Origin of the sequence: Methylobacterium brachiatum (assembly GCF_020523825.1) — a bacterium.
Taxonomy (GTDB): Bacteria; Pseudomonadota; Alphaproteobacteria; order Rhizobiales; family Beijerinckiaceae; genus Methylobacterium; species Methylobacterium brachiatum.
On the sequence record NZ_JAJALK010000008.1, the window covers coordinates 41,920 to 64,845 of the forward strand.

Annotated in this window: 22 protein-coding genes; 13 read left to right on the forward strand and 9 right to left on the reverse strand. The window is 67.9% G+C overall.

The annotated features are described in order from the left end of the window. Positions 1-3: 3 nt before the first annotated feature. The 3 genes from LGR69_RS18170 to LGR69_RS18180 all read right to left on the reverse strand — a co-directional run bounded on the left by LGR69_RS18170 (position 4) and on the right by LGR69_RS18180 (position 3,559). Entirely contained in the window at positions 4-294 is a 291-nt protein-coding gene (locus tag LGR69_RS18170) for a hypothetical protein (protein ID WP_139239598.1), read from the reverse strand. 1,127 nt (positions 295-1,421) lie between these two features. Beyond that, a complete protein-coding gene (locus LGR69_RS32060) occupies positions 1,422-2,246 on the reverse strand; it encodes a helix-turn-helix transcriptional regulator (RefSeq protein WP_043388016.1) in 825 nt (274 codons plus the stop codon). After that, the gene (locus LGR69_RS18180) at positions 2,243-3,559 is read right to left on the reverse strand and encodes a tyrosine-type recombinase/integrase (RefSeq protein WP_059409799.1); all 1,317 of its coding nucleotides are present in this window, start codon (positions 3,557-3,559) and stop codon (positions 2,243-2,245) included. The genes LGR69_RS32060 and LGR69_RS18180 overlap by 4 nt, the downstream gene beginning before the upstream one ends. An 859-nt stretch (positions 3,560-4,418) precedes the next feature. Between LGR69_RS18180 and LGR69_RS18185 the strand changes: the two genes are divergently transcribed. The 3 genes from LGR69_RS18185 (at position 4,419) to LGR69_RS18195 (ending at position 6,271) form a co-directional block, all read left to right on the forward strand. Next, positions 4,419-4,661, forward strand: coding sequence for a hypothetical protein (locus LGR69_RS18185; protein WP_050732968.1), 243 nt, complete (start codon positions 4,419-4,421; stop codon positions 4,659-4,661). Positions 4,662-4,690: 29 nt separating this feature from the next. Next, entirely contained in the window at positions 4,691-4,906 is a 216-nt protein-coding gene (locus tag LGR69_RS18190; RefSeq protein ID WP_007561630.1) for a hypothetical protein, read from the forward strand. Between the two features lie 84 nt (positions 4,907-4,990). After that, entirely contained in the window at positions 4,991-6,271 is a 1,281-nt protein-coding gene (locus tag LGR69_RS18195; protein ID WP_230366883.1) for an O-acetylhomoserine aminocarboxypropyltransferase, read from the forward strand. Positions 6,272-6,363: 92 nt separating this feature from the next. Here the strand turns inward: LGR69_RS18195 and LGR69_RS18200 are convergent, their stop codons facing one another. Continuing rightward, on the reverse strand, positions 6,364-8,151 hold the full coding sequence (locus LGR69_RS18200) for an acyl-CoA dehydrogenase C-terminal domain-containing protein (protein ID WP_230366884.1): 1,788 nt from the start codon (positions 8,149-8,151) through the stop codon (positions 6,364-6,366). A 292-nt stretch (positions 8,152-8,443) separates the two neighbouring features. Here LGR69_RS18200 and LGR69_RS18205 point away from each other — a divergent pair, with 292 nt between their 5' ends. Both LGR69_RS18205 and LGR69_RS18210 read left to right on the forward strand, forming a co-directional pair. Next, positions 8,444-11,641 (forward strand): SEL1-like repeat protein, encoded by a 3,198-nt coding sequence (locus LGR69_RS18205; protein ID WP_230366885.1) that lies wholly within the window; start codon positions 8,444-8,446, stop codon positions 11,639-11,641. A 190-nt stretch (positions 11,642-11,831) separates the two neighbouring features. Beyond that, positions 11,832-12,269, forward strand: a complete 438-nt coding sequence (locus LGR69_RS18210) for a DUF3429 domain-containing protein (protein ID WP_007561642.1) — start codon at positions 11,832-11,834, stop codon at positions 12,267-12,269. 72 nt (positions 12,270-12,341) lie between these two features. On the opposite strand, the gene LGR69_RS18215 is transcribed toward LGR69_RS18210, so the two are convergent. Continuing rightward, the gene (locus LGR69_RS18215) at positions 12,342-12,572 is read right to left on the reverse strand and encodes a hypothetical protein (protein ID WP_007561650.1); all 231 of its coding nucleotides are present in this window, start codon (positions 12,570-12,572) and stop codon (positions 12,342-12,344) included. Positions 12,573-12,775: 203 nt separating this feature from the next. Here LGR69_RS18215 and LGR69_RS18220 point away from each other — a divergent pair, with 203 nt between their 5' ends. From LGR69_RS18220 to LGR69_RS18230, 3 genes are all read left to right on the forward strand, one after another. Then, complete coding sequence (locus LGR69_RS18220; RefSeq protein WP_230366886.1) at positions 12,776-13,465, forward strand: autoinducer binding domain-containing protein; 690 nt, start codon at positions 12,776-12,778, stop codon at positions 13,463-13,465. Between the two features lie 153 nt (positions 13,466-13,618). Next, positions 13,619-14,242, forward strand: coding sequence for an acyl-homoserine-lactone synthase (locus tag LGR69_RS18225; protein WP_007561654.1), 624 nt, complete (start codon positions 13,619-13,621; stop codon positions 14,240-14,242). 14 nt (positions 14,243-14,256) lie between these two features. Further along, the gene (locus LGR69_RS18230) at positions 14,257-14,424 is read left to right on the forward strand and encodes a hypothetical protein (RefSeq protein WP_163006204.1); all 168 of its coding nucleotides are present in this window, start codon (positions 14,257-14,259) and stop codon (positions 14,422-14,424) included. A 300-nt stretch (positions 14,425-14,724) separates the two neighbouring features. On the opposite strand, the gene LGR69_RS18235 is transcribed toward LGR69_RS18230, so the two are convergent. Further along, the gene (locus LGR69_RS18235) at positions 14,725-15,939 is read right to left on the reverse strand and encodes an NADP-dependent isocitrate dehydrogenase (protein ID WP_007561658.1); all 1,215 of its coding nucleotides are present in this window, start codon (positions 15,937-15,939) and stop codon (positions 14,725-14,727) included. Positions 15,940-16,136: 197 nt separating this feature from the next. Here LGR69_RS18235 and LGR69_RS18240 point away from each other — a divergent pair, with 197 nt between their 5' ends. Further along, positions 16,137-16,910: an RNA methyltransferase gene (locus tag LGR69_RS18240; RefSeq protein ID WP_230366887.1), complete on the forward strand. Its 774-nt coding sequence runs from the start codon at positions 16,137-16,139 to the stop codon at positions 16,908-16,910. Here LGR69_RS18240 and LGR69_RS18245 read toward each other — a convergent pair whose 3' ends face one another. Further along, positions 16,911-17,093, reverse strand: coding sequence for a hypothetical protein (locus LGR69_RS18245; protein ID WP_230366888.1), 183 nt, complete (start codon positions 17,091-17,093; stop codon positions 16,911-16,913). A gap of 107 nt (positions 17,094-17,200) precedes the next feature. Here LGR69_RS18245 and ccmA point away from each other — a divergent pair, with 107 nt between their 5' ends. Both ccmA and ccmB read left to right on the forward strand, forming a co-directional pair. Further along, positions 17,201-17,836, forward strand: coding sequence for a heme ABC exporter ATP-binding protein CcmA (gene ccmA / locus LGR69_RS18250; RefSeq protein WP_122162630.1), 636 nt, complete (start codon positions 17,201-17,203; stop codon positions 17,834-17,836). Then, positions 17,833-18,501 (forward strand): heme exporter protein CcmB, encoded by a 669-nt coding sequence (gene ccmB / locus LGR69_RS18255; RefSeq protein ID WP_091860102.1) that lies wholly within the window; start codon positions 17,833-17,835, stop codon positions 18,499-18,501. Before ccmA ends, ccmB begins: the two co-directional genes overlap by 4 nt. Before the next feature lie 53 nt (positions 18,502-18,554). On the opposite strand, the gene LGR69_RS18260 is transcribed toward ccmB, so the two are convergent. Both LGR69_RS18260 and LGR69_RS18265 read right to left on the reverse strand, forming a co-directional pair. Then, on the reverse strand, positions 18,555-19,259 hold the full coding sequence (locus tag LGR69_RS18260) for a hypothetical protein (RefSeq protein WP_230366889.1): 705 nt from the start codon (positions 19,257-19,259) through the stop codon (positions 18,555-18,557). A 224-nt stretch (positions 19,260-19,483) separates the two neighbouring features. After that, positions 19,484-20,626, reverse strand: coding sequence for a hypothetical protein (locus LGR69_RS18265; RefSeq protein WP_230366890.1), 1,143 nt, complete (start codon positions 20,624-20,626; stop codon positions 19,484-19,486). Here LGR69_RS18265 and rpsT point away from each other — a divergent pair. Further along, complete coding sequence (gene rpsT, locus LGR69_RS18270) at positions 20,625-20,891, forward strand: 30S ribosomal protein S20 (RefSeq protein WP_007561677.1); 267 nt, start codon at positions 20,625-20,627, stop codon at positions 20,889-20,891. The genes LGR69_RS18265 and rpsT overlap by 2 nt on opposite strands. A gap of 487 nt (positions 20,892-21,378) precedes the next feature. Next, the gene (gene dnaA / locus LGR69_RS18275) at positions 21,379-22,872 is read left to right on the forward strand and encodes a chromosomal replication initiator protein DnaA (protein WP_091860095.1); all 1,494 of its coding nucleotides are present in this window, start codon (positions 21,379-21,381) and stop codon (positions 22,870-22,872) included. The last annotated feature ends 54 nt before the right edge of the window (positions 22,873-22,926 follow it).

Consider the following 22,926-nt stretch of genomic DNA (forward strand, 5'->3'; position numbering starts at 1 on the left):
CGATCAGTCCCGGCTGCTCGTCTGAGACCAGGAAACGCTGAACCGCTCCTTGAGAGCGGCGATCCCCTCCGCCCGCACCCTCTCGCCGTCGTATCCCAACTGGCGGTAGAAGTTGGGCCGGAGTTGGAAATCCGCAGCCCGCCGGATGACGCTGGCCTGCTCGCCCAAACGCTGGAAGCGCGAAGCGAGCTTCAAGGCTGTATCCCAGTCGTCCGCGGCCATGGCAGTTCTGATCGCGGCCAGCTTGGTGTCCGACGAAAGCGTCTTAGGTGCTTTGCCCTTCGACGACGCCACGGCATCTCGTCTCTGATCCGTTGTCACGATATCGGCTCCTGAGCCTTCCGGCAGGCGGTCGGCGAAAGATCGGTGTCGGGAACGAACCGGTCGGATGCACTCATCGTCCCGGGTTCAGATAGAGTCGTCGTGCCGACTCGTCGATGCAAGCCCGTTGCAACCGAACCAGTGCGCGCAGGCTCCGGTTCGACGGAGGTCGCCAGCCTCCGTAAGCGGATTGCGAAAGGAGGCCGCGGTCAAGCGCGAGTCTCGGCAGCGGTCGCCGGTAGTTGGCTCGGCCGAGAACGATAGGCGATCATATCGTCGACGCTTAGAGTGGCCCGAGCGCCCGGACACCGACGGTGCAGTCGAAGATTGCGGGGCACGGTCAGACGAGGACTGGCGAATGACGCCCGACCCGGTAGCGGCCGAGCACCGCGCATTCGTGACAGCCGGGTTCGCAGCAAGCGCCGATGCGGGCTTCGCTTCTCGCAAACCGAGAGTCCTGCGCGGGGCCGGAGCGATAACCCACACGGTCGCGTCTCAGGTCGCCGAAGACTGGAGGCGACCGGACGGCGGGAAGGCGCGCGTCGTTCGCCCCTGTGGCACACCGGCACGTTTGAGCCGCAGCGCAGGACGCCGAAACTCGGCTGAATGTTCAAGGCCATTACGCAAAAGGGCCGTGGCCGGCCGCCGCCCCGCCCGCCCAGTCGACGTCCCAATCCACCTGTCGGCGATCACGTCCGGATCGTCCGTATGAGAGTGGACAAAACGAAGAGGCGACCGCTTGCGAATCGGCGCCGAAGCACGCGCCTTGGGCGACACTGCCTAAGCGGTTGCGGGCTCGACCGGAATCCCATGAAGGTTGCGGTCGCGATCGGCGCCGATCCTGACCCCACCGAAAACCCGGATTCGTTGAACTTGTAGGAGATCGGGGATCGACTCCGCCAGGGGCACGCTTTGGTGTTGAATTGGACTTACGCCCGACGTTGGCGCCCGAAGCCGCGCTGATTCACATAGACCCACTTGCTCCTGCCCGACTTCGGTTTCCGTCATCGTCTCGATCGCGCTCAGCTGGTCCGGACCGACATTCCGACCAGACCGGTTCAACGCCATCATACAACGGAGATCTGTAAACGAGCGTTCGTTCAAATCGAACGACCCGGGTCCCGACGTCGGTTCCGCCATCCCTCGAGTTCGGACTTGAGATAGCGCACGCGGGCTCCGATCCTGTGGAACGGCGGGCCGTTGCCCGTCAGCCGCCACTTGTCCAAGGAGCTTTTGCTGACACCCAGGAAGCGACTTGCCGCGCGGACGTCCATGCCTTCCACGTCGCCGGTCGAAACGACCCCCGGCGCACCGACGTCGCACGGCGTCTGCCTGCCGGTCGCTGTCGGGCCGCCCTCGTCGCCGGGGCGCGGCGAGGGCGGTTCCGACCGGGCGACGTGGATCGAGAAGTACACATGGCCGTCCGGCGACGTGCACGTTCCGGCGGCCCAATCGATGGACGAGGATGCCCATACGTCGGCAGGCACCTCCCTGAAGCCGTCGACCGGTCTGGGACCGCCCCTTGCATGGACGGCCAGGACGTCGCCGACGATCAGAGCCGAATGGCGGCTGATCAGCGCCGACCAGAAGGCGTCGACGAGGCCGGCGCACAGCATCGCCGATGCGGACGGCGACGTTCGCGATGCCGCGGATCGGAAAAGTGCGGGATGCGAGCTCACGCACACGCGGTAGCCGTCACCCGGCCCCATGTCGTCGTCGACCGGATCCCGGGCGAGCACCTCGATCAGTCCGGCGGACCAGTCCGCCCGAACGAGCATGTGATCCGGCGCGTCGACCGCCAACGCGCGCTCCAACTCCGCATCCAGCTCGAGATCGCGAGCGCACGGCTCCTGCATCCGGCGCAGAGTGAACGGAGCGAGATGCAGCGGGATCCAGTGCGGACGAATCTTGGTCGGGTATCTCACGACCGTTCTCCGCCATCGGCCGCGTTCGACCGTTCTCCACCGAACGCGTCGCGTGTCGGCGCGCCCAGCGCCGCTGCGAAGTCGGTCATGCATGGGCCGGCCGCTCTGGCCGCGACGTCGTGCTGGACGTGGGCGTAGATCAGCGTGGACCGAAGGTTGGCGTGTCCCAGCAGGGCTCCGGCCAGGGGGATGCTCAATCCCTGGGAGATCGCGTTCGATCCGAAGGTGTGCCGCAGGAGGTGCGGGAACAGCCTGTCGAGTCCGGCGAGGCGCATGATCAGTGGCAGGTACCTTTTCGTACCCGTAAACCAGCCGTCGCCTCTTTTCGCCGGGAAGACGTAGGCGGAGTCGGCTGTCTCCTTCAGCTTCCGCAGGAACGCCACCGCCGGGGGCGTGAGAGGCCGTTTGGTCTCGCTCTTGGAAGTCTCGAGTTCCAGGCTTTCATGTTCCAGCCTGACCTCGCTCCATTTCAACGCGGCTCCTTCGTTCCTCCTCAGGCCGGTCAGCAGCCAGAGACGGATCTGGTCCGTTGCGACGCGCGGGACGCCGTGACTCGTCTCCGCCTCGACGAGTGCTCGCCCGAGGCGCTGCACGTGCGCAGTCGTCAGGTAGTCCTTGCGCTCGTTGTCCACCTTGTTGACCCGCGCGTTCGCGACGGGATTCGCCTTCATGAGATTGTTGTCGACTGCGAACGTGCAGACCGCCGATAGATCGCGGACCACCTTTCGCGCGGCACCGCGTCCGCCGCGGACGACCGCTCCCCTGCCGGTCCGCTCCTCAGTCTTCGCGGCTGTCGCTCCGGAGCCGACCTTCCTGAAGAGCGACTCGACGTGCGTCTTGTCGAGTTCGACGAGCCGGAGCTGGCCCAGGACCGGTACGACGTGGTTGCGCAGCCGCGCCATTGTGTACTTTGCGGTCTCCTCCGTCATGTCCTCGCCCTTGCGGCGTCCTTTCAAGCGGACGAGGCCTTCCGACCCGTATAGGTCGATCAGTTCGTGCACGAACAGGCAGTTCTTCGCCGCGACCCGCTCGGCTGCCGGATCCTCGCCCTTCCGGGCAAGCACGAGCTTCTCCGCCGCTTCGCTCCGCGCTTGGCTCACACTCATGCTGCGCACGTCGCCGAGCTTCATCTTCTTGGAAGGAAAGCCGCGGCCTCCGAGACGATAGTGGATGTAGAAGGATTTCGCGCCGGTCGGCTCGATCCGCAACCCGAACCCGGGCTGATCGAGATCCCAGATGAAATAGGAGGTGGGCTTTGCGGCCGCCTTTTCGATGGTCCTGAGCGTCAGGCGAACGGCGTTCCTTCGCTTCATGGTCTTGCTCCTTCAGGACGCACGCAGGCAGCACCGTGTCGGAAACGGGCGGCTACGCCATGAAACGGCGCAAAGCGAATGCAGTCAATACTGCAACGACTTGCAATGATGAATGAAAACTTTTGAAATCGGCGGAAACACAGGGAAACGACTTCATACATCCTTGCCAAGGTTGGGGTCGAGGGTTCGAATCCCTTCGCCCGCTCCAGTTTTCCTTCCCAACCAGGATCTCGCAAAACGCCCGTACGGGCGTTTTTGCTTTTGAGGCTGCGTGCGTCGTCGTCGTGTGACTTGCGGAAACCTTCGGGCGGCCAGTTCTTCGGCGGACCGCTGGATCCGCCCGTGAGATGACGCAGACCGCCGAAGCGACGCCGGATCCAGCGTCGCTTCGGCGAAGACTGCCAGCTCAGCCGCGCACGCCGTCCGCGAAATGCTCGCGGATCCAGCACTCCCCCGAGATTCGGGCGCCGTTCTGCGTCACGAACGCGTATGGTGAATGCTCGACGACCGCGCCTCCGCCGGCCCGGATGATCCAGCGGAAGCACCGCGGATCGCTCGCGCAGGGAATGACTTCGACGCTGTGGGCGGGTATCAGATTACTCGACATGGTGGATTAACGTGTCACGCCGGAAATCCGCTCCAACCGACGTGGCGGCGCAGTTACTTAAGTGTGCAATCGCACGCTCGTAGGAGTTGCATCGGCGGCTTGGTTCTTTCGGAGATCCGTTGGCCGTGACCGCCCGATGTGAGGACGGCGCGGCAAGGGCCGCCCGCGAAGTCCCGCGTCCCCGCACGGATCTGCGCGGCCGCGCACCGGCTCGATGACCATTCCCCACCCGCCCGCGACAGAGGACCCGGCATGCCGATCAAGGCGCTCAACGACCGCAAGAAGCTGTCGAGCGATTTCAACGAGGCCAACGACGCGTTCATCGACGAGGTGCTGAAAGCCCTCCAGTCCGGGCAAATTCCGATGGATCTCGCCCGCGCCTACCTCGCGCATCCGGTCGCGATGATGCACACGGATGGCGCCCAGGCGGTCGCCAACTACTTTGACCGGATGCTGGCGCAGCGGCCGAACATCGACTGGACGCCGGGCGACTGAACGGCTCGGGCCTCAAAGAGGGATAGCGGATGACCGTCGACGAGGTCGAAGACCTGAAGCGCGCACGCGGTGCCCTGGCGCGGCAGAGGAACGCCATCGCCAAGCGCCTGGGCGGGATCGACGTCGCGCCGATCTCCATGGCCGAGGACCTGACCCGGACCCTGCTGGCGATCGAGGCCGTGGACCGCGCCCTCGTCGATGCCGGGCAGCCGCACGTCGATATCGGCGCCTCGCACGACGCGTAGCCGAATCGGGCCGGGCGCCGGTCGGAACCTTGCGCGCAGCACCGGGCCGGGCATACAGGCGGGACGGTGCGAGGAGACCAGACGATGACCGACCGCCTGCCCGGCTTCAATACCCTTGCGATCCATGCCGGCGCCGCGCCCGACGCAGCCACCGGCGCGCGGGCGACGCCGATCTATCAGACCACGAGCTTCGTGTTCGACGATGTCGACCACGCCGCCTCGCTGTTCGGGCTCCAGGCCTTCGGCAACATCTACACCCGCATCACCAACCCGACCAACGCCGTGCTGGAGGAGCGCATCGCGGCGCTGGAGGGCGGCACCGCGGCGCTCGCCGTGGCCTCGGGCCATGCCGCCGAGTTCCTGACCATGCACGCGCTGATGCAGCCGGGGGACGAGTTCGTCGCCTCGAACAAGCTGTATGGCGGCTCGATCAACCAGTTCAACCACTCGTACAAGAACTTCGGCTGGTCGGTGGCCTGGGCCGACAACGACGACCCGGCCTCGTTCGAGGCGGCGATCACGCCGCGGACCAAGGCGATCTTCTGCGAGTCCATCGCCAATCCGGGCGGGGTCATCACCGATATCGCGGCGCTGTCCCAGGTCGCCAAGAAGCACAACATCCCGCTGGTCGTCGACAACACCATGGCGACGCCGTACCTGATCCGGCCGTTCGAGCACGGGGCCGACATCGTCGTGCACTCGGCCACCAAGTTCCTGGGCGGGCACGGCAATTCGATCGGCGGCCTGATCGTCGACGGCGGCTCGTTCCAGTGGGCCGGCGATGCCCGCTACCCGATGATGAGCCAGCCCCGGCCGGAATATTCCGGCATGGTGCTCGCCGAGACCTTCGGCAATTTCGGCTTCGCGATCGCGTGCCGGGTGCTCGGCCTGCGCGATCTCGGCCCGGCCCTGTCGCCGTTCAACGCCTTCCTGATCCTCAACGGGATCGAGACCCTGCCGCTGCGGATGCAGCGCCACTCGGACAACGCCCTGGTGGTGGCCAAGCATCTGGCGCAGCATGAGGCGGTCGCCTGGGTGAGCTATCCGGGTCTGGAGACCGACCGCTACCACGCACTCGCCAAGCGCTACACGCCGAACGGTGCCGGCGCGGTCTTCACCTTCGGGTTGAAGGGCGGCTACGAGGCCGGGGTGAAGCTGGTGTCGAACCTCCAGCTGTTCTCGCACCTGGCCAATATCGGCGACACCCGTTCTCTAGTGATCCACCCGGCCTCGACCACGCACCGCCAGCTCACCGACGCACAGAAAACCGCCGCCGGCGCGGGCCCCGAGGTGGTGCGGCTGTCGATCGGCCTCGAGGATCCGGCCGACCTGATCGAGGATCTGGACGGCGCGCTGAGCGCCTGAGGCGCCGATCCGATCAAATCGCCTCATCCTTGAGTTCGCCCGCGGAGCGGGCGTCTCAGGATGTTGGGTCGGGGAGGGACCGCAGGTCGGGGCTAGAACGCCTCGTCCGCCAGCGCCATGGTGGTCTCCGCCCCGGCCTTGATCCGCGCGAGGCGCAGGCCGGTCTCCGGCAGCATCCGCTCCATGAAGAACCGGCCGGTGGTGAGCTTGGACTCCCAGCGGGGCGAGGCCGACTCGGCGTTGCGGACCTGGGCCGCCTTGGCGATCCGCGCCCACATGTAGCCGAGGGCGACCAGGCCGAAGAGGTGCATGAAGTCCGTGGCGCCGGCGCCGGCATTGTCGGGCTTCGAGAAGGCGTTCTGCATCAGCCACATGACGGCGCCCTGGAGGTCGTTCAGCCCGGCCTGGAGCGGCTGGGTGAACGGCGCCATCGCGGGATCCTCGCCGTGGTCCTTCAGGAAGGTCTGGACCTCGCCCAGGAAGGTCATCATCGCCCGGCCGCCGTCCTTGGGCAGCTTGCGCCCGATCAGGTCCATGGCCTGGATGCCGTTGGCGCCCTCGTAGATCATGGCGATGCGGGCATCGCGCACGAACTGCGACATGCCCCATTCCTCGATATAGCCGTGGCCGCCGAACAGCTGCTGCGCATCCACCGCGTTGGCGAAGCCGCGGTCGGTGAGCACGCCCTTCACCACCGGGGTGAGCAGGCCGAGATGGTCGTCGGCGGTCTGGCGCTCCTTGGCGTCCTCGGACCGGTGCAGGATGTCGGCCTGCAGCGCGGTCCAGAGCATCAGGGCGCGGGCGGCCTCGTTGAAGGCCCGGATCTGCATCAGCGTGCGCCGGACATCCGGGTGGACCAGGATCGGGTCGGCGGCCTTGTCGGGCGCCTTGGCGCCGGTCAGCGCCCGGCCCTGGAGCCGCTCCTTCGCGTAGGCGACGGCGTTCTGGTAGGCGACCTCGGACTGGCCCAGCCCCTGGACGCCGACCGCGAGCCGCGCCTCGTTCATCATCACGAACATGGCGTTGAGGCCGCGATTCTCCTGGCCGACCAGCCAGCCCGTGGCGCCGTCGTAATTCATCACGCAGGTGGCGTTGCCGTGGATGCCCATCTTGTGCTCGAGGGAGCCGCAGGACACGCCGTTGCGGGCGCCGAGCGAGCCGTCCGGGTTCACCAGGAATTTCGGCACCACGAACAGAGAGATGCCCTTCGTGCCGGCCGGGGCGCCCTCGATCCGGGCGATGACCAGGTGGACGATGTTCTCGGCGAGGTCGTGCTCACCGGCCGAGATGAAGATCTTGGTGCCGGTGAGGCTGTAGGAGCCGTCGCCGTTCGGCACCGCCTTGGTCTTCAGGAGCCCGAGATCCGTGCCGCAATGCGGCTCGGTGAGGTTCATCGTGCCGGTCCAGGCGCCCTCGACCATCTTGGGCAGGTAGAGCGCCTTCTGCTCCTCGGTGCCGTGGACGAGGAGCGCGGCCATCGCGCCCTGGGTCAGGCCTGGATACATGCCGAGCGCGAGGTTCGCCCCCGACGCGAATTCCTGCATCGCCGTGTTGATGGTGTGCGGCAGGCCCTGGCCGCCGAACGCTTCCGGGACCGCGAGACCCATCCAGCCGCCCTGCGCGTAGGCGTCGTAGGCCGCCTTGAAGCCGGTGGGCGTCCGGACGCTGCCGTCGGGCTCGCGGCGGCAGCCTTCGAGATCGCCCGCCCGGTTCACCGGGGCGAGGACTTCTTCGGCGAGCTTCGCGCCCTCGCGCAGGACCGCCTCGACCACGTCCGGGGAGGCGTCGGCGAAGCCGGCGAGGTTGTCCCGGTTATGGAAGCCCAGGACATCGTTGAGCAGGAACAGCGTGTCGTCGACCGGGGCGCGGTAGTGCGGCATGACGGGATTCCCCCTCGCTCAGGCTGATGCCACGTTCGGCCCGCCCGTTTGCGAGCATCTAAGCGCGCCGTCGCGCCGGGAGCAACGGTTCTGCCGTCGCGGCCGCGGGATGTGTCACGCCTCCGCGCGCCGGCGCTGAAGATTACTGGGTCAACCGCACCTTAACCGTGTGTTTACCAAGAAAGTTAAAGGTCCTCTCGAACGATCCGGCACCCGCGTTCCGTGGATACCGTCTCTCGGTCCCGTCCCGCGAACAGGATCAACGCCGAACGCTGCCGACGACAGGCCATCGATGACCCGCAACGCCATGCCGCAGCTCGACAGTTTCGACCCGGAGGTGCTGGACGCCGCCCGGGACGTGGCGGCGCGAGCCGGCGTTCCGCTCGAGACCTGGATCGCCTCGGTGGTGCCGCAGCAGCAGGGCCTCCAGGGCAACCGCCGGCAGCGCCGCCGGCAGAGGGCCGAGCAGGCCGCCCGCCTGGATTCCCGGCACGAGATCGACCAGCACGAGGCTGCCGCGGATCAGGACGCCCGGTTCGAGCGGCACGCCGAGACCCATCCGGACCCGGCACCGGATGCCTACGGCCAGGGCTTCGCCGCCCTGATGAGCCGCATCGACGGCCTCAACCGGACGCTCGACGAGGAGCGGCGCCTGGCCCAGGAGGCGGAGGCCCGGCGTCTGGCCGAGATCGAGGCCCGGATCGAGCGCGCCCTGAAGGCGAATCCGGTCCAGCAGGTGACCGAGCGGCTCGGCGATATCGAGCGGCGGATGTCGCAGCTCGGCGAGCAATTCGCCTCCGCGCGTCCCTCCGCCCGCCGCGGACGCCCGGACGCGGTCGAGATCCGCAACGCCGTCCAGGATATCCGCCAGCGCCAGCGCGAGCTGTCGGAAGGCGTCGGCGCGCGCGCGCTCTCGGGCGCCCCGGCCGATGGCGGCGTGGTCGCGAGCATGCGCATGGACCTCGCCCGCCGCCTGGAGGCGCGGGTCGAGGAGATGTCCGCCCCGTCGGCCGCGGTCTCCGAGCTGCAGCGCGAGACCGTGCGCCTGCGCGAGGCGATCAATCAGCTGGCGACCAGCCGGGATGTCGGCGCCCTGGAGCAGGCGGTCACGACGCTGGCCCACGGCATCGAGCGGGCGCAGGTCGGCACCGATCTCGCCGCCATCGCGGCTCCGGTCGAGCAGGTCCGGGCGCAGGTCGAGCGCCTGGCCGAGGAGGTCGCCGAGAACGTCCACACCCGGGTCGCCGACGACGTCCGCCGCCTGGCCGAGCGTCTCGACAGCGTCGCCGCGTCCGGCCCGGCCGGGTCGGATGGCCATACCCTGGCCGGCCTGTTCGCCGAGCTCGAGGAGATCCGCCGCCTCATCGGGGCCCTGGCGGGTCCGGAGCGCATCCAGGGTCTCGCGAACAGCCTGCAGGCCGTGAGCGCCCAGATCGCGCAGCTGCAGCGGACCGGGACCGATGCCAGCCTGCGCCCGCTTCTTGAGGAGATCCGCAGCGACGTGCGGACCGGCGCGCCGACCGCCATCGCCGAGCAGATCCAGACGCTCGCCGACAAGGTCGATGGTCTGTACACGCGCGACCAGAGGTTCGATCGCGCCGGGGAGCCGGATTCGGCCCAGTCGAATGACATGGCCTCGATCCACGCCATGCTGCGCAGCCTCGCCGACAAGGTCGACCAGGTCGGCAGCCGCTCGGAGCACGAGGGCCTCGATGCGCTGGAGAAGCAGGTCGTCTCCCTGGCGGGGCGGCTCGATGCCCCACGCGGCGGCGATCCGGCCCTGGCCGGGCTCGAACGGACCATGGACGACCTCCTGCAGCAGGTCGCGGCCCTGCGCGAATCGGCGCCGAGCGAGGCCGTCGTGGAGCGCGCCGCGCGCAACGCCGTCGCCCAGACCCTGAAGGGATCCACCCTCCCGAGCGCCGATCTCGGGGAGATCGGGCTCCTGCGGGCGAGCCTCGCCGACATGCAGGCGCGCCAGATCGCGTCGGACCAGCGTCTCGGCGCCACCCTGGAGGGCGTGCAATCCGCCCTCGAGCGCCTGGTCAACCGGCTGGGCCCCGCCGAAGCCGCGAACCCGCGCATGCCGTCTCTCGACGAGCGGCTGATGGCCTCGACGAGCGCGGAGATCGCCCGGGGCGCCGCGCCGGAGGCGTCGCGCCTGACCGACGATCTGCTGGAGCCGGGCAGCGGACGTCCGGGCCGTGAGCCGCGCGTGTCGCGAGAGACCGCGGTGCGCCGTCCGAACCGCGAGCCGTCCCGCCCGCGCCCGCTTCCGGAGGCCGGCGAGACCGATATCAAGACCAGCTTCATCGCGGCGGCCCGCCGCGCCGCCCAGGCTGCCCAGGCGGAGCTCGCCGCGGAAGCCCCGGCCGATCGCAGGGACCTGCGCGCCGGCAAGGGCGAGGCGGAAGCGGCCACGACGGGCGAGGGCCGGTTCGATCGCCTGCGCACCGAGATCAACCGCCGCCGCCGGCCGCTGCTGCTCGGGCTCGCGGCGATCGTGCTGGCGCTCGGCGCGCTCCAGGCGATCAGCCTGCGCGCACCCGAGGAAGCGCCCCGCCCGGTCCAGACCTCGCAGGTCGCCCCGGCTCGCATCGAGCCGGCCCGGGAGCCGCGCCAGGAGGCAGTCGCCGAGGTCTCGGCGCCGAAGCCGGCCATCGCCGACCCGGTGACCACGCAGGCCCTGCCGACTCCGCCTCCCGCCGAGGCGCGTCCGGCCCATGCCAAGGCAGCCGTGCCCCAGGTCTCGGGCATGAACACGATGCAGGCGGATCTCGGCGCCCTGCCGCCCGCCCTCGCCAAGGTCAAGCAATCCGCTCTGGACGGCGACGGGACGGCGATCTGGGATCTGGCGACCCGCGAGGCGGATGGCCGCGGCATGCCGCGTGACCTCGCGGTGGCGGCAAAGCTCTTCGAGAAGCTGGCGGTCGCCGGCTACGCGCCCGCCCAGTACAAGCTCGCCGGCCATTACGAGAAGGGCTCGGGGGTCGTCCGCGACCTCGACAAGGCCAAGCTCTGGTACGGGCGCGCGGCCGAGCAGGGCCATGCCCGCTCGATGCATAACCTGGCGGTGCTCTACGCCGAGAACCCCGCCGCCAACGGCAAGCCCGATTTCGCCTCCGCGGCCTCGTGGTTCCGGCAGGGCGCCGAGTTCGGCGTCCGCGACAGCCAGTACAATCTGGCGGTGCTCTACGCCCGCGGCCTCGGCCTGACGCAGGATCTCGTGCAATCCTACGCGTGGTTCTCCGCTGCCGCGGCGCAGGGCGACGACGACGCCGCCAAGAAGCGCGACGACGTGGCCAACAAGCTGAGCCCCGCCGACCTCGCCAGCGCGAAGAGCCTGGCGGCGACCTTCAAGCAGCGCAAGATCGACGCGGCGGTGAACGAGCCGCCCGCACCGAAGGACGGCGTCACGGCGCCGATGTCGCTGCTGGGTGCGCCGACGCCGAACCCGACGGCGTTCACCGCGCCGTCGCGCAAGTCCTAGCGTCGCGCGTTCAGGAGACCCGAAGCATCCTCCCGGACATCCGCCAGCGGTCTCCCGGGACGATGCTCTCTTTTGCCGCCCTGGTCGCAGCTTGACCGCTCAGCCCCGATGCGGGAACGCTTGACCCGGGCGGCACCCGCCTGCGTTGAAGAAGGCGTAGCCGTTGCTCGTGCGGCGGCTCGGAGAATGGATGGCGCACCGGAACTCGGTCCCGATCAGCGCGCTCGTGCTGGGCGTGGCCGGCCTGATCCCGTTCCTGGGCTTCGCGGCGCTGGCTGTCTCGGGCACCGATGGCGGCTTGAGCAGCATCGGCCTCTCGCCACGGACGATCCTGTCGGCGTACGGGGCGGTGATCGCGTCGTTTCTGGGCGGCATTCGCTGGGGCGCGGCGGCGGCCCGCAATTCCGGCAACGGCGATTACGTGATCGCGATCGTCCCGTCCCTGGTCGCCTGGGCCGCCATGGCCGCGCCCGCGCCGTGGGATCTGCGCGTCCTGGGCGCCCTGGTTCTGGCCTGGGGCCTGATCGACCAGGACCTGCCCCGCCGCGGCCTCGTGCCCCTCTGGCTCGGCCGGTTGCGGCTCGTTCTCTCGGGCGTGGCCGGCGCCGCCCTGCTGGTCTCGGCCTGAGCTTTCGCGCGACGTCCCGGCAACGCCGATCCTCGGCTCAGCCGTTAGCCGACTTCGGTCGGGCGCACCTGCTCACGAATCGGCCGCCATCTCCCGCAGCAGCTTCAGCACCGCGCCGCGGCGGGTCGGCGACTTGATGGCCCGGAACAGGGACGCCGCCTCCTCGCATTGCGCCGCGCTCGGCCCGTTCGGATCGACCGTGACCGAGTCGACGCGGAAGAAGTAGGACGGCGGCACGTCCAGCGTCTCGGCGATGCGCTCGAGCAGGTAGCGCGTGGTTGGGGGCGTTTCATCGTCGATCATTGGTTCGGTGCTCGCACCCGACCGTGTCACATATCGCGGCCGAAAAGATTTCCGCCACGGGGGGAGATTTCGCCGACAACCTATCGCCGAAGCGCCGCAGATGCCATCCTCAGGTTGTGGTGATCTGCGATTTGTCGCGCAACGTGCAAAACCCCGGGTCGAGCATGCCGCATTCGAGACATTTAGACCGGACGTTCAATATCTTGCGTGATCTTGACCGCGCCGCGACGCCGGACGAGATCGCCGGCCTGCTGGTCGGCGCCTTCAAGGGCCACGGGATTTCCTACGTCATGGCCGGCATCGTGCCGGAACCGAACCTGCCGACGCGCCGCCATGCGGGCTACGTCCTCGCCAGCACGATGCCCGAGGAATGGGCCCGGCGCTACGTGACCCGCGGCTACGCCCTGCACGACCCGACCGTTCGCCGGCTCTGCACCACCGCCTCCCCGTTCGATTGGAGTGCCGTGCAGCCCGACACCCCGGTGGCCGGTCGCGTGATGAACGAGGCCGGCGAATTCGGCATCCGGGCCGGGCTCACGATTCCGTTCGTGACGCTCGATGGCGAGCCGGGCGGTATCAGCTTCTCCGGAGCGGCAATCGAGATCGAGGCGGCCGACCGCATCGCGGTCAATCTGGTTGCGACCTACGCGGTCGGGCAGCTGCTGCTGATGAACGCACGTCCGGTGCCGGGTGAGCCGGTACGCCTGTCGCCCCGGGAACGCGAGACCCTGCAATGGGCCGCGGAGGGCAAGACCGACGCCGAGATCGGCGTGGTGATGGGCATCACCGCGTCCGGCGTCGATTACCACCTGCGCTCGGCCCGCGCGAAGCTCGACACGGTGAACAAGGCGCACACCGTTGCGCAGGCCCTGCGGGCCGGACTCATAACGTAGAGTTCGCGCCGCTCCGCCGGCCCAACCGCGATCCGCGATGGAAATTCACGGTTGCATCGAGCCTGCGCGCTACACGCAACCCTACGGTTTCACGTAGTACACACGCGACCACGAAGGCGGGACACTCACGGCATAGAGACGTGAGGTTGTTTCATGATCCATGTGGTCACCCCAGCCAACGCGCATCGCTACGGCGACGCGATGGAGCAGGCTTGGCGCCTGCGGCACCAGATCTTCGTCGAGGAAAAGGGCTGGACCGATCTCGCCCGGCCGGACGGGCGGGAGATCGACCAGTTCGACACGCCGCACGCGGTGCATTTCCTTGCCATGGAGGGCGACACCGTCATCGGCTACAGCCGCCTCCTGCCGACGACGCGGCCGCATCTCCTGTCCGATGTCTATCCGCAGCTCTGCGAAGGCGAGCGCCCCGTGGGGCCGCATCTCTGGGAATGGACCCGCCAAGGCGTCGCCCGCTCGCATCGCGCCCGCGGTCGGGTGGTCAACCCGGTCTCGATCGCGCTGCTCACCGGCATCGTCGAGTGGGGCAGGGAGCACGGCCTCACGGCGCTGCTGTTGCAGATGCCGACCCTGTACATGATCCACGTCATCCAGCTGCATTTCCGCGCCCAGCCGCTCGGCCTGCCGATCCAGATCGGCGGCGAGGAGATCATGGCGGCCACCGCCGCCTTCGACGACCGCACCCTGGCGCGGCTGCGCACGGTCCACGGCGATAGCCGGTCCGTCCTCGTATCCGAGCCGGCTTACCTGGCCGCGTGATGAGAAACCCCGACATGAACGATGCCCCGCTGGACGCCCTTGCGGCGCAGTGCCTCTCGGTGCGCGACCTCATCGATTCGGTCGGCGATCCGCTGATGCGGGCGGCGATCGACCTGCTGCTGATCGAGGTCGGCAAGGCGCTCGCCGAGAATTGCGCGCCGGATCACCGCGCCGAAGCCTGATCGTGCGCCGCAATCATCGCGGCCCCGGTCGGCGGGGCCGCGATGAACAATTTTCATCCGATGCCGATCGCCCTGATCGGCGTCGGAGCCGCCAGCGGACATGTGCCGCTCACGCCGCTCCGGGGCGCCGTTATCGCCGTCTGGCTCGCTAACCTGGGGCGCGGTCCCGGCTGGCCTCATGGCCTTCAGTCAGGTCATCGCCGTCCTCGTAGGCCGCAGCGCCGCCGAGGAATGAATCGACATGAAAACGGCGGGCGCCCCGAGGCGCCCGCCGCACAAACACGACCGGGGTAGGGGCGTTCAGACGCCCATCGCGGTCTTCAGGTTCTGATCGACCTTGTCGAGGAAGCCCGTGGTCGAGAGCCACTTCTGATCCGGACCGACCAGGAGCGCGAGGTCCTTGGTCATGTGCCCGGCCTCGACGGTGTCGACGCAGACCTTCTCGAGCGTCGCCGAGAACTTCGCCAGTTCCTCGTTGTTGTCGAGCTTGGCCCGGTGCGACAGGCCACGGGTCCAGGCGAAGATCGAGGCGATCGAGTTGGTCGAGGTCTCGCGGCCCTTCTGGTGCTCGCGGTAATGGCGCGTGACGGTGCCGTGGGCGGCCTCGGCCTCGACGGTCTGGCCGTCCGGGGTCATCAGCACCGAGGTCATCAGGCCGAGCGAGCCGAAGCCCTGCGCGGCGGTGTCCGACTGCACGTCGCCGTCGTAGTTCTTGCAGGCCCAGACGTAGCCGCCCGACCATTTCAGGCAGGAGGCGACCATGTCGTCGATCAGGCGGTGCTCGTAGGTGATCCCGAGCGGCTTGAACTTGGCCTCGAACTCCTCCTCGTAGACCTTCTGGAACAGGTCCTTGAACCGGCCGTCATAGGCCTTGAGGATGGTGTTCTTGGTCGACAGGTAGACCGGGTATTTGCGGGCCAGGCCGTAGTTCAGCGAGGCCCGGGCGAAATCGATGATCGACTGGTCGAGGTTGTACATCGACATCGCGACGCCGGCGTCCGGGAACTTGAACACCTCCTTCTCGATGACGGTGCCGTCGTCGCCCTCGAACTTGATGGTCAGGCGCCCCTTGCCGGGCACCTTGAAGTCGGTGGCGCGGTACTGATCGCCGTAGGCGTGGCGGCCGATCACGAATGGCTGGGTCCAGCCGGGCACGAGCCGCGGCACGTTCTTGCAGATGATCGGCTCGCGGAAGATCACGCCGCCCAGGATGTTGCGGATCGTGCCGTTCGGCGAGCGCCACATCTCCTTGAGGTTGAACTCCTTCACCCGCTGCTCATCGGGCGTGATGGTCGCGCACTTCACCCCGACGCCGTGGCGCTTGATCGCCTCGGCGGCATCGACCGTCACCTTGTCGTTGGTGGCGTCGCGGTGCTCCACGCCGAGGTCGTAATATTCGAGGTCGACGTCGAGATAGGGGTGGATGAGCTTGTTCTTGATCTCGGCCCAGATGATCCGGGTCATCTCGTCGCCGTCGAGTTCAACGACGGGGTTCGCTACCTTGATCTTCGCCATGGACCGATGCCTTCTCGCGTTGTCCCCGCGCACGGTTTGCAAGTGCCGTGCGGCCGCCTGCCCGAATATCCATCGGGTACGTATCGCTCGGGCGACATAGCGCGGCCCTTTCGGCAGCGGAAGCCGCGGGCTGTCATCCGGGCGGCTTCGTCACCCGACCCTCGACGGGCGGTCGCCCCCTGTGCCAGAGGGCCGGCATGACGACCCCAGACGCATCCGGCGAGACGCCGACGAAGATCACCGAACTGCCGCCCGGACTCGCCCCGGTGGTGATCCTGGTCGAGCCGCAACTGGCCGAGAATATCGGCATGACCGCCCGGGCCATGGCGAATTTCGGTCTCTCGGAGCTGCGTCTCGTCAACCCCAAGAACGGCTGGCCCAAGAAGGGCGTGCGCGAGGCGGCCTCGGGCGCCACCCATGTGCTCGATCGGGCGACGATCCATGGCAGCGTCGCCGAGGCGATCGGCGACCTCCAGTACGTTCTGGCGACCACCGCGCGCGAGCGCGGTCAGATGAAGCGGGTCTTCGCCCCCGAGGCCGCCATGGGCGAGCTGGTCGCCCGGGAGGGGCAGCGCACCGCGGTGATGTTCGGCCGCGAGCGGGTCGGGCTGACCAACGACGAAGTCTCGCTCGCCGACGCGATCATCACCTTCCCGGTCTCGCCGGATTTCCCGTCGTTGAATCTGGCTCAGGCGGTGCTGCTGGTGGGCTATGCCTGGCGGCAAGCCAGCGGGCGAGCGGTGCTGCCGTTCTCGGGCGAACTGCTGTCGCCGCCGGCTACCCGCGAGGCGCTGGTGGCGCTGTTCGGCAGCCTGGAGACGGCCCTCGACGAGGCCGGGTTCTACCCGCCGGAGAAGCGCGATATCATCGCCCGCAACATGCGCGACATGCTCCACCGCATGAGCCTGACCGAGCAGGATGTCCGCACCTTCCGCGGCGCGCTGCGGGCCCTGACGCGGAAGGGGGCCTGATCAGTCGGCGGCCTGCATGTCGGGCGGCTCGCCGCCGCCGAAGCAGCGGCCGACCGCCTCCCAGAACGCCGCCTGCTCCTCGGGCGTGCATTGCGCCATCCGTGCCTCGACCAGGGCTCTTCCCGCGACCGCATCCGCCGTCGCGGCGATGTCGGCCTCGCTCGGGTGTCTCGCCTCGTTCATCGGAGCCTCCGTATCGTGAGGAAAGATGGAGCGTGACGGCACGGTTCCGTTGCGCGTGGCAATCAGGCATGGAGGCGCCGCGGGTAGGCGACAGGGCGGGGTATCGGGTGCGGCTCAGCGTGGACAATCTCGCCTGCCGCCGCTCCGGGCGCCGCATCTTCTCCGGCTTGACCTTCGCCCTCGCGCCGGGGGATGCCCTGGCGGTGACCGGGCGGAACGGCGCCGGGAAATCGAGCCTGCTCGCGATCCTGTCGGGCCGGCTGCGGCCCGATGCCGGACGTATCGACGTGGCCGAGGTCGGCGAGGCGAGCCTGCCGGAATGCCTCCACGTCGTCGGCCATCGCGACGGGCTCAAAAGCGCGCTCACCGCCGGCGAGAACCTGCTGTTCGCGCAGAAGCTCCTCGGCGCGGCGCGCCTGTCGCCCCGGGACGCGCTGGAGCGACTCGGCCTCGGACACGCCCACGACCTCCCGGTCGGCTACCTGTCGGCCGGCCAGAGGCGGCGGGTGGCTTTGGCGCGGCTGCTGGTCTGCCACCGCCCCCTCTGGCTCCTCGACGAGCCGACCGCCGCCCTCGACACCGCCTCGCAGGCTTTGCTGGCCGACCTGATGGCCGCGCATCGGGCCGACGGCGGTCTCGTGATCGCGGCGACCCACCAGGCGCTCGGCCTCGACGGTGCGGCGGAGCTGCGCATCGAGGCCTCCGTCGCCCTGGAGCCCGAGCCCATGGAGGATTGGGCGTGACCCGTGCGATCCTCGCCCTCATCGCCCGCGACCTGCGCCTGGCTGGACGGGTCGGCGGCTCCGGCGCCCTGTCACTGGTGTTCTTCCTGATGATCGTCGCCCTGGTGCCGTTCGCGCTGGGGCCCGACCTCAACCTGCTGTCGCGGATCGGCCCGGCAATCCTCTGGCTCGCCGCGGTGCTCTCGACCCTGATCGGCCTCGACCGCCTGTTCCAGGCCGACGAGGAGGACGGCTCCCTCGACCTGATGAGTGCCGCCCCGGTGCCGCTCGAGGGCGTCGTTCTGGCCAAGGTCACGGCGCACTGGCTGACCACCGGGTTGCCCCTGGCGCTCGCCTCACCGCTCTTCGGCCTGCTCGTCGCCCTCGACGGCACCGCCATGGGCGCCACGGCGCTGACCCTGCTCGCCGGAACCCCGGCGCTCAGCTTCATCGGCGCGGTCGGGGCGGCGCTCACCGCCTCGATTCGCCGGGGCGGGCTGATTCTCGCTGTCCTGGTCCTGCCGCTGATGATTCCGAGCCTGATCTTCGGCGTCTCGGCCGCCCAGGCGGCGACGGGCGGAACGGTGCCGTTCCTCGTGCCGCTGGCGGTGTTAGCGGCGCTGACCCTGATTGCCGCCGTGGTCGGGACGTTGGCTGCGGCGGCGGCTTTGCGCTGGCCGGAGTGATCGTTTGCTGTCGTGCACTGTATGCTGCGATCTTCAACCCGTCAGACGATACCTCACGCGCCGAGTTCAAGTGGGAATGGTGTCGAAAGCCAATAAGACTCAAGCTTCGTGCCGATGACGTTGGAAGCCTCCCAGCCGTGCAGCAACCGCGCCAATGCCGCACGATCGTCAGCCATTAGCGGTTCGGTTAATAAGCACCACTGATCGTACTGGCGTTGGCTCCGAGCGTCCTGGAGGACCGTCCCGGTCACGTATTGATGCATCACGGGCCGCCACGTCACCTGTGCGGCCGAAATCTCGCCGAGGGCGACATGCATGAGCGTCTTCCAGGGTGGATAATCTGCGAAGGGGTTCTGCGGGTGTGGTCGCAGGAACGCGATCGTCTTCTCCAAAGTGTCGAGGCTATCGAACAGAGGTATGATCTCGGCCTCAACCTGATCGACGAAATCGCCAGGCATGGTCGGGTCATCCCACTCGAAGAGACCGGTTTGCCCCTTGGGCCGGTAGCGCAGCGACCGGCCAAGCAGGCCGAACGTTCTGCCCAAGGCGATGTAGGCAGAGTCCGAAGGCTCGAACAGGGTGTCGACATGCCATTCGACGGTGAAGTAACCTCGCTTTGGTCGATTATTGATGTAAATATACCGAGTGCAGTGTGTAACTGGGCAGAAACATACGATGTTTCCGGCGACCATCACCAGATTGTTATGCCGGGCGAACAAATGGCCGGCTAATCTTTTGATCTGCGGAGCCGAGCTCATAATTCCGGTCTCACTTGAATCATGATGATTCGTCGAAGGCCAGGATATGATTTTGCCGCGGCTGCAACGAGCTGCGCAGCGCGGGCCATCGAAATCTCCCCGTTGCCGGTTTTGTAGTCGTAGATGCACACGGTCTGCGAGGCTCTGACATTTTCCAGCAGGTCGAGCCTGACGTTTCCAGGGCGTCGTGCATTCGGCTTATGTCCAGAAGGGTCAAGTAGGATTTAGGCTTTGAAATCCTGATCCGCTTGTAAATTCACCCGTCTCGCGATTTCGATATGGACTTTGTTGCCGAAATCCGTCGCGTTCCGATAGTTTCCCGACGCCCTGACCGTTTTCGCGACTTCATTGGTCATGGCTCGAACTTCGCCGTTGCGTGGGCAAGCACCGTCGAGAGCTTGCTGACCGATTGGTCCGACCCAGATCGCCATGTTCGCCTGAGAACTCGCGTCGAGCGCATATTCGTGCGCAGTTAGCCCCAGCACTGCTCCGAAGCCGTTCTTGCGCGCTGACAGAACCGTCAGCAGCGATAGGGCGAGTTCGAGCGTTCGCGCTGACTGAATCGCCGCAAGAGCGCCTTCGATCGCCAACGGCACAGCTGGCAGGAAAGCCGGCTGCACGAGGGGTTCCGAGACGAAGTCCGTCGCCGTGAAGGTACTCCGCGACAGCACATCGCCGGTTTGACCGTCTAGGATTGTTTGCGTAGCGCCGGATGTCTCGAAGATCCGGCTCTCGCCGTCCGGCGCTGTAACGGTGTGTTGTTCATCGAAGGATTTTCGCCCAGCATGCACTCGGATCGAGAGGACGCGCGTCCCATCCTCGAGCGTCGTGCTGTCCGTAAGTGCGGGCGGATCCTGTGGGGACGGTCCGCCGGGTCGATCCTCGTGGAGCGAGGCCCACTGGCCACCGCCGGGACCCTGCACCCACTCGCCGCCGTTTGGCTGTCCTGCTGGGGCGCGTGGCTGCGTCTCCCAACCTTTGGCTTGGAACTGCCGCTGCAGGCGGATCAGCTTGGTCTCCAGTACGAGACCGGCGAGAACGTTGCGCAGGACGATAGACTCGCTGTGCGCTTGAGACTTTTCACGCATCGTGGCCAAGCCCTGCCAGACCGCCCATTCCGTGGCCGCCTGAACAAAACAAGAACGTAGGAAAAATGTCAAGATCGAAGAATTTGGGCTCGTGCGGATAGCTGCGGGCTGTTCCGCGTTGACGCGCCGCATCGCGCTAACTATAGAAGCCGCTTCGCCGAGGGGCCGCGCTTTCGCGCGCGCTGCGTCTCGGCCATCGCCTGACAACCTGATGCGACGACCGATTTCCGGCTGAGCCGGCCCGTCGGCATCGCCCGACGAAGAGAACGAGGACTCCATGGCCAACACCGCTTCGGCCAAGAAAATGACCCGCAAGATCGCCAAGCGTACGGCGATCAACCGCTCGCGCCGCTCCCGCATGCGCACCTTCGTCCGCAAGGTCGAGGAGGCGATCGCCACCGGCAACCAGCAGGACGCGCTGGCCGCCCTGCGCGCCGCGGAGCCCGAGATGATGCGCGCTGCCCAGCACGGCATCGTCCATAAGAACAACGCCTCGCGGAAGGTCTCGCGCCTGGCCGCCCGGGTGAAGGCGCTGGCCGCCTAAGCCGCCACCGCATCACTGGACGACAGGAAGCCCGGCCTTCGCGCCGGGCTTTTTCGTGCGCGCTTTCCAGAGGCCCGTTTCCGACCCGGACGCGCCGGCCTCGCGAAGCGTTAACCCTAGACCAGAATTTCGCGCGTTGCAGAGTCTAGGGGCGGCGTGTAGCTTAACAGAAACTAACTGGGTTCAAGCAAAAACTGCCGATATCGGGACGAGAGCGAATCAATCCGATTCGCCAAGACTCTAGCAAGCGGCTTGGTTGGGTCAGGAAACACTTGCGGTTGGGAATCTGGGCCGTCCCCACAAGTCCCACTGTTAAAGGAACTGTAGGTAATTGTTGATAGGCTCTTCCAATCGGCAAAAGTTCCTTGGTGGGGAGTTGACTCCGCCAACGGAGTCTGTCCCGCCCGGTCATGCGGGACGCTGAGGGCGTAAATCGTGCGTACGCGCTGCCTGCGGGTTTCCGCCGGCGGCGTCGGGAGAGCCAGTGATGCGTGTCGACGGAACGGTGGCGAGCGACGACGAGGGCGGCCGCAGCGGCGGCAACACGGATTTCGGATCCGCCTGGGCGCGGGTGAAGCGGCGGCTGCGCGCCGAGCTCGGTGAGGACGTGTTCGCCAGCTGGTTCGCCCGTCTGGAACTCGAGGGCGTGGCGGGCGGCACGGCACGGCTGACCGTGCCGACGCGCTTCCTCAAGAGCTGGATCGAATCCCATTACCTCGACCGGGTTCTGGGTACCTTCAAGGCCGAGGCGGAGGAGATCGCCCGGATCGAGGTCGGGGTGCGCGGCACGGCCGCCCCGGCTCGTCCGGCGGCGATCGGTGCCCCGAAGGCCGGCCCGGCCAGCGGTCCGCTCGCCCGGCTCCACGCGACCGGGACGCCGGCCCCCGTGGCGGCGGTCGCGACGCCGTCGGAACATCGCTCCGCCGATGCCGGGGGTGACCTCAGCGGCACGCCGCTCGATGCGCGTCTGACCTTCGCGAGCTTCGTCATCGGCCGCTCGAACGCGCTGGCTCATGCCGCCGCCGAGCGGGTCGCCCGGCATCAGGGCGAGGGCGCCCTCTACAACCCGCTTTACCTCCATGCCGGCGTCGGCCTGGGCAAGACCCACCTGCTGCACGGGATCGGCCACGCCGCCCGCGAGGCCGGCCGCCGGGTGATCTACCTGACCGCCGACCGGTTCATGTACGGTTTCGTCAACGCCCTGAAGACCCAATCGGCGCTCGCCTACAAGGAGCGGCTGCGCGGCATCGACCTGCTGATCCTGGACGATGTCCAGTTCATCCAGGGCAAGTCGATCCAGGCCGAGTTCGGCCACACCATCAACGCGCTGATCGATGCCGGCCGCCAGGTCGTCGTCGCCTCGGACCGGCCGCCGACCGAGCTGGAGGCGCTGGACGAGCGCGTCCGCTCGCGCCTGGGCGGCGGCCTCGTCGTCGAGATCACCGCCCTCGACGAAGCCCTGCGGGTCTCGATCCTGTCGGCCCGTCTCGCCGCGGTGCGGGCGGCCCATCCGGGCTTCGACGTGTCGCCGCAGGTCGCGACCTACGTGGCCCGGGCGATCACCGCCAATGGCCGCGACCTCGAAGGGGCGGTCAACCGCCTCCTAGCCCATGCCACGCTCACCGGCACGGCCGTCACCATGGAGACCGCCGAGAGCGCGATCCGTGACCTCGTGAAGAACCGCGAGCCGAAGCGCATCAAGATCGAGGATATCCAGAAGCTGGTCGCCTCGCGCTACAACGTCTCGCGCTCGGACATCCTGTCGGAGCGGCGCACCGCTGCGGTGGTCAAGCCGCGCCAGATCGCGATGTACCTGTCGAAGGTGCTGACCCTGCGCTCGCTGCCCGAGATCGGCCGCCGGTTCGGCGGGCGCGACCACACCACCGTGCTGCACGCGGTGCGCAAGATCGAGAAGCAGATCGGCGAGGACGCCGTTCTCGGCGACGAGGTCGAGCTCCTGAAGCGCATGCTGCAGGACTAGGATCCCAAACGGGCCCCAGGCGGCCCGTCAACCGTTCTCCCGAGCGCGCCCGAT

Coding starts and splice junctions, on each gene's coding strand:
- LGR69_RS18180 (WP_059409799.1), bottom strand. CDS start 3,559: ATGAAGCGAAGGAACGCCGTTCGCCTGACGCTCAGGACCATCGAAAAG.
- LGR69_RS18185 (WP_050732968.1), top strand. CDS start 4,419: ATGCCGATCAAGGCGCTCAACGACCGCAAGAAGCTGTCGAGCGATTTC.
- LGR69_RS18190 (WP_007561630.1), top strand. CDS start 4,691: ATGACCGTCGACGAGGTCGAAGACCTGAAGCGCGCACGCGGTGCCCTG.
- LGR69_RS18195 (WP_230366883.1), top strand. CDS start 4,991: ATGACCGACCGCCTGCCCGGCTTCAATACCCTTGCGATCCATGCCGGC.
- LGR69_RS18200 (WP_230366884.1), bottom strand. CDS start 8,151: ATGCCGCACTACCGCGCCCCGGTCGACGACACGCTGTTCCTGCTCAAC.
- LGR69_RS18205 (WP_230366885.1), top strand. CDS start 8,444: ATGACCCGCAACGCCATGCCGCAGCTCGACAGTTTCGACCCGGAGGTG.
- LGR69_RS18210 (WP_007561642.1), top strand. CDS start 11,832: ATGGCGCACCGGAACTCGGTCCCGATCAGCGCGCTCGTGCTGGGCGTG.
- LGR69_RS18215 (WP_007561650.1), bottom strand. CDS start 12,572: ATGATCGACGATGAAACGCCCCCAACCACGCGCTACCTGCTCGAGCGC.
- LGR69_RS18225 (WP_007561654.1), top strand. CDS start 13,619: ATGATCCATGTGGTCACCCCAGCCAACGCGCATCGCTACGGCGACGCG.
- LGR69_RS18230 (WP_163006204.1), top strand. CDS start 14,257: ATGAACGATGCCCCGCTGGACGCCCTTGCGGCGCAGTGCCTCTCGGTG.
- LGR69_RS18235 (WP_007561658.1), bottom strand. CDS start 15,939: ATGGCGAAGATCAAGGTAGCGAACCCCGTCGTTGAACTCGACGGCGAC.
- LGR69_RS18240 (WP_230366887.1), top strand. CDS start 16,137: ATGACGACCCCAGACGCATCCGGCGAGACGCCGACGAAGATCACCGAA.
- LGR69_RS18245 (WP_230366888.1), bottom strand. CDS start 17,093: ATGAACGAGGCGAGACACCCGAGCGAGGCCGACATCGCCGCGACGGCG.
- LGR69_RS18260 (WP_230366889.1), bottom strand. CDS start 19,259: ATGAGCTCGGCTCCGCAGATCAAAAGATTAGCCGGCCATTTGTTCGCC.
- rpsT (WP_007561677.1), top strand. CDS start 20,625: ATGGCCAACACCGCTTCGGCCAAGAAAATGACCCGCAAGATCGCCAAG.
- LGR69_RS18265 (WP_230366890.1), bottom strand. CDS start 20,626: ATGGAGTCCTCGTTCTCTTCGTCGGGCGATGCCGACGGGCCGGCTCAG.
- dnaA (WP_091860095.1), top strand. CDS start 21,379: ATGCGTGTCGACGGAACGGTGGCGAGCGACGACGAGGGCGGCCGCAGC.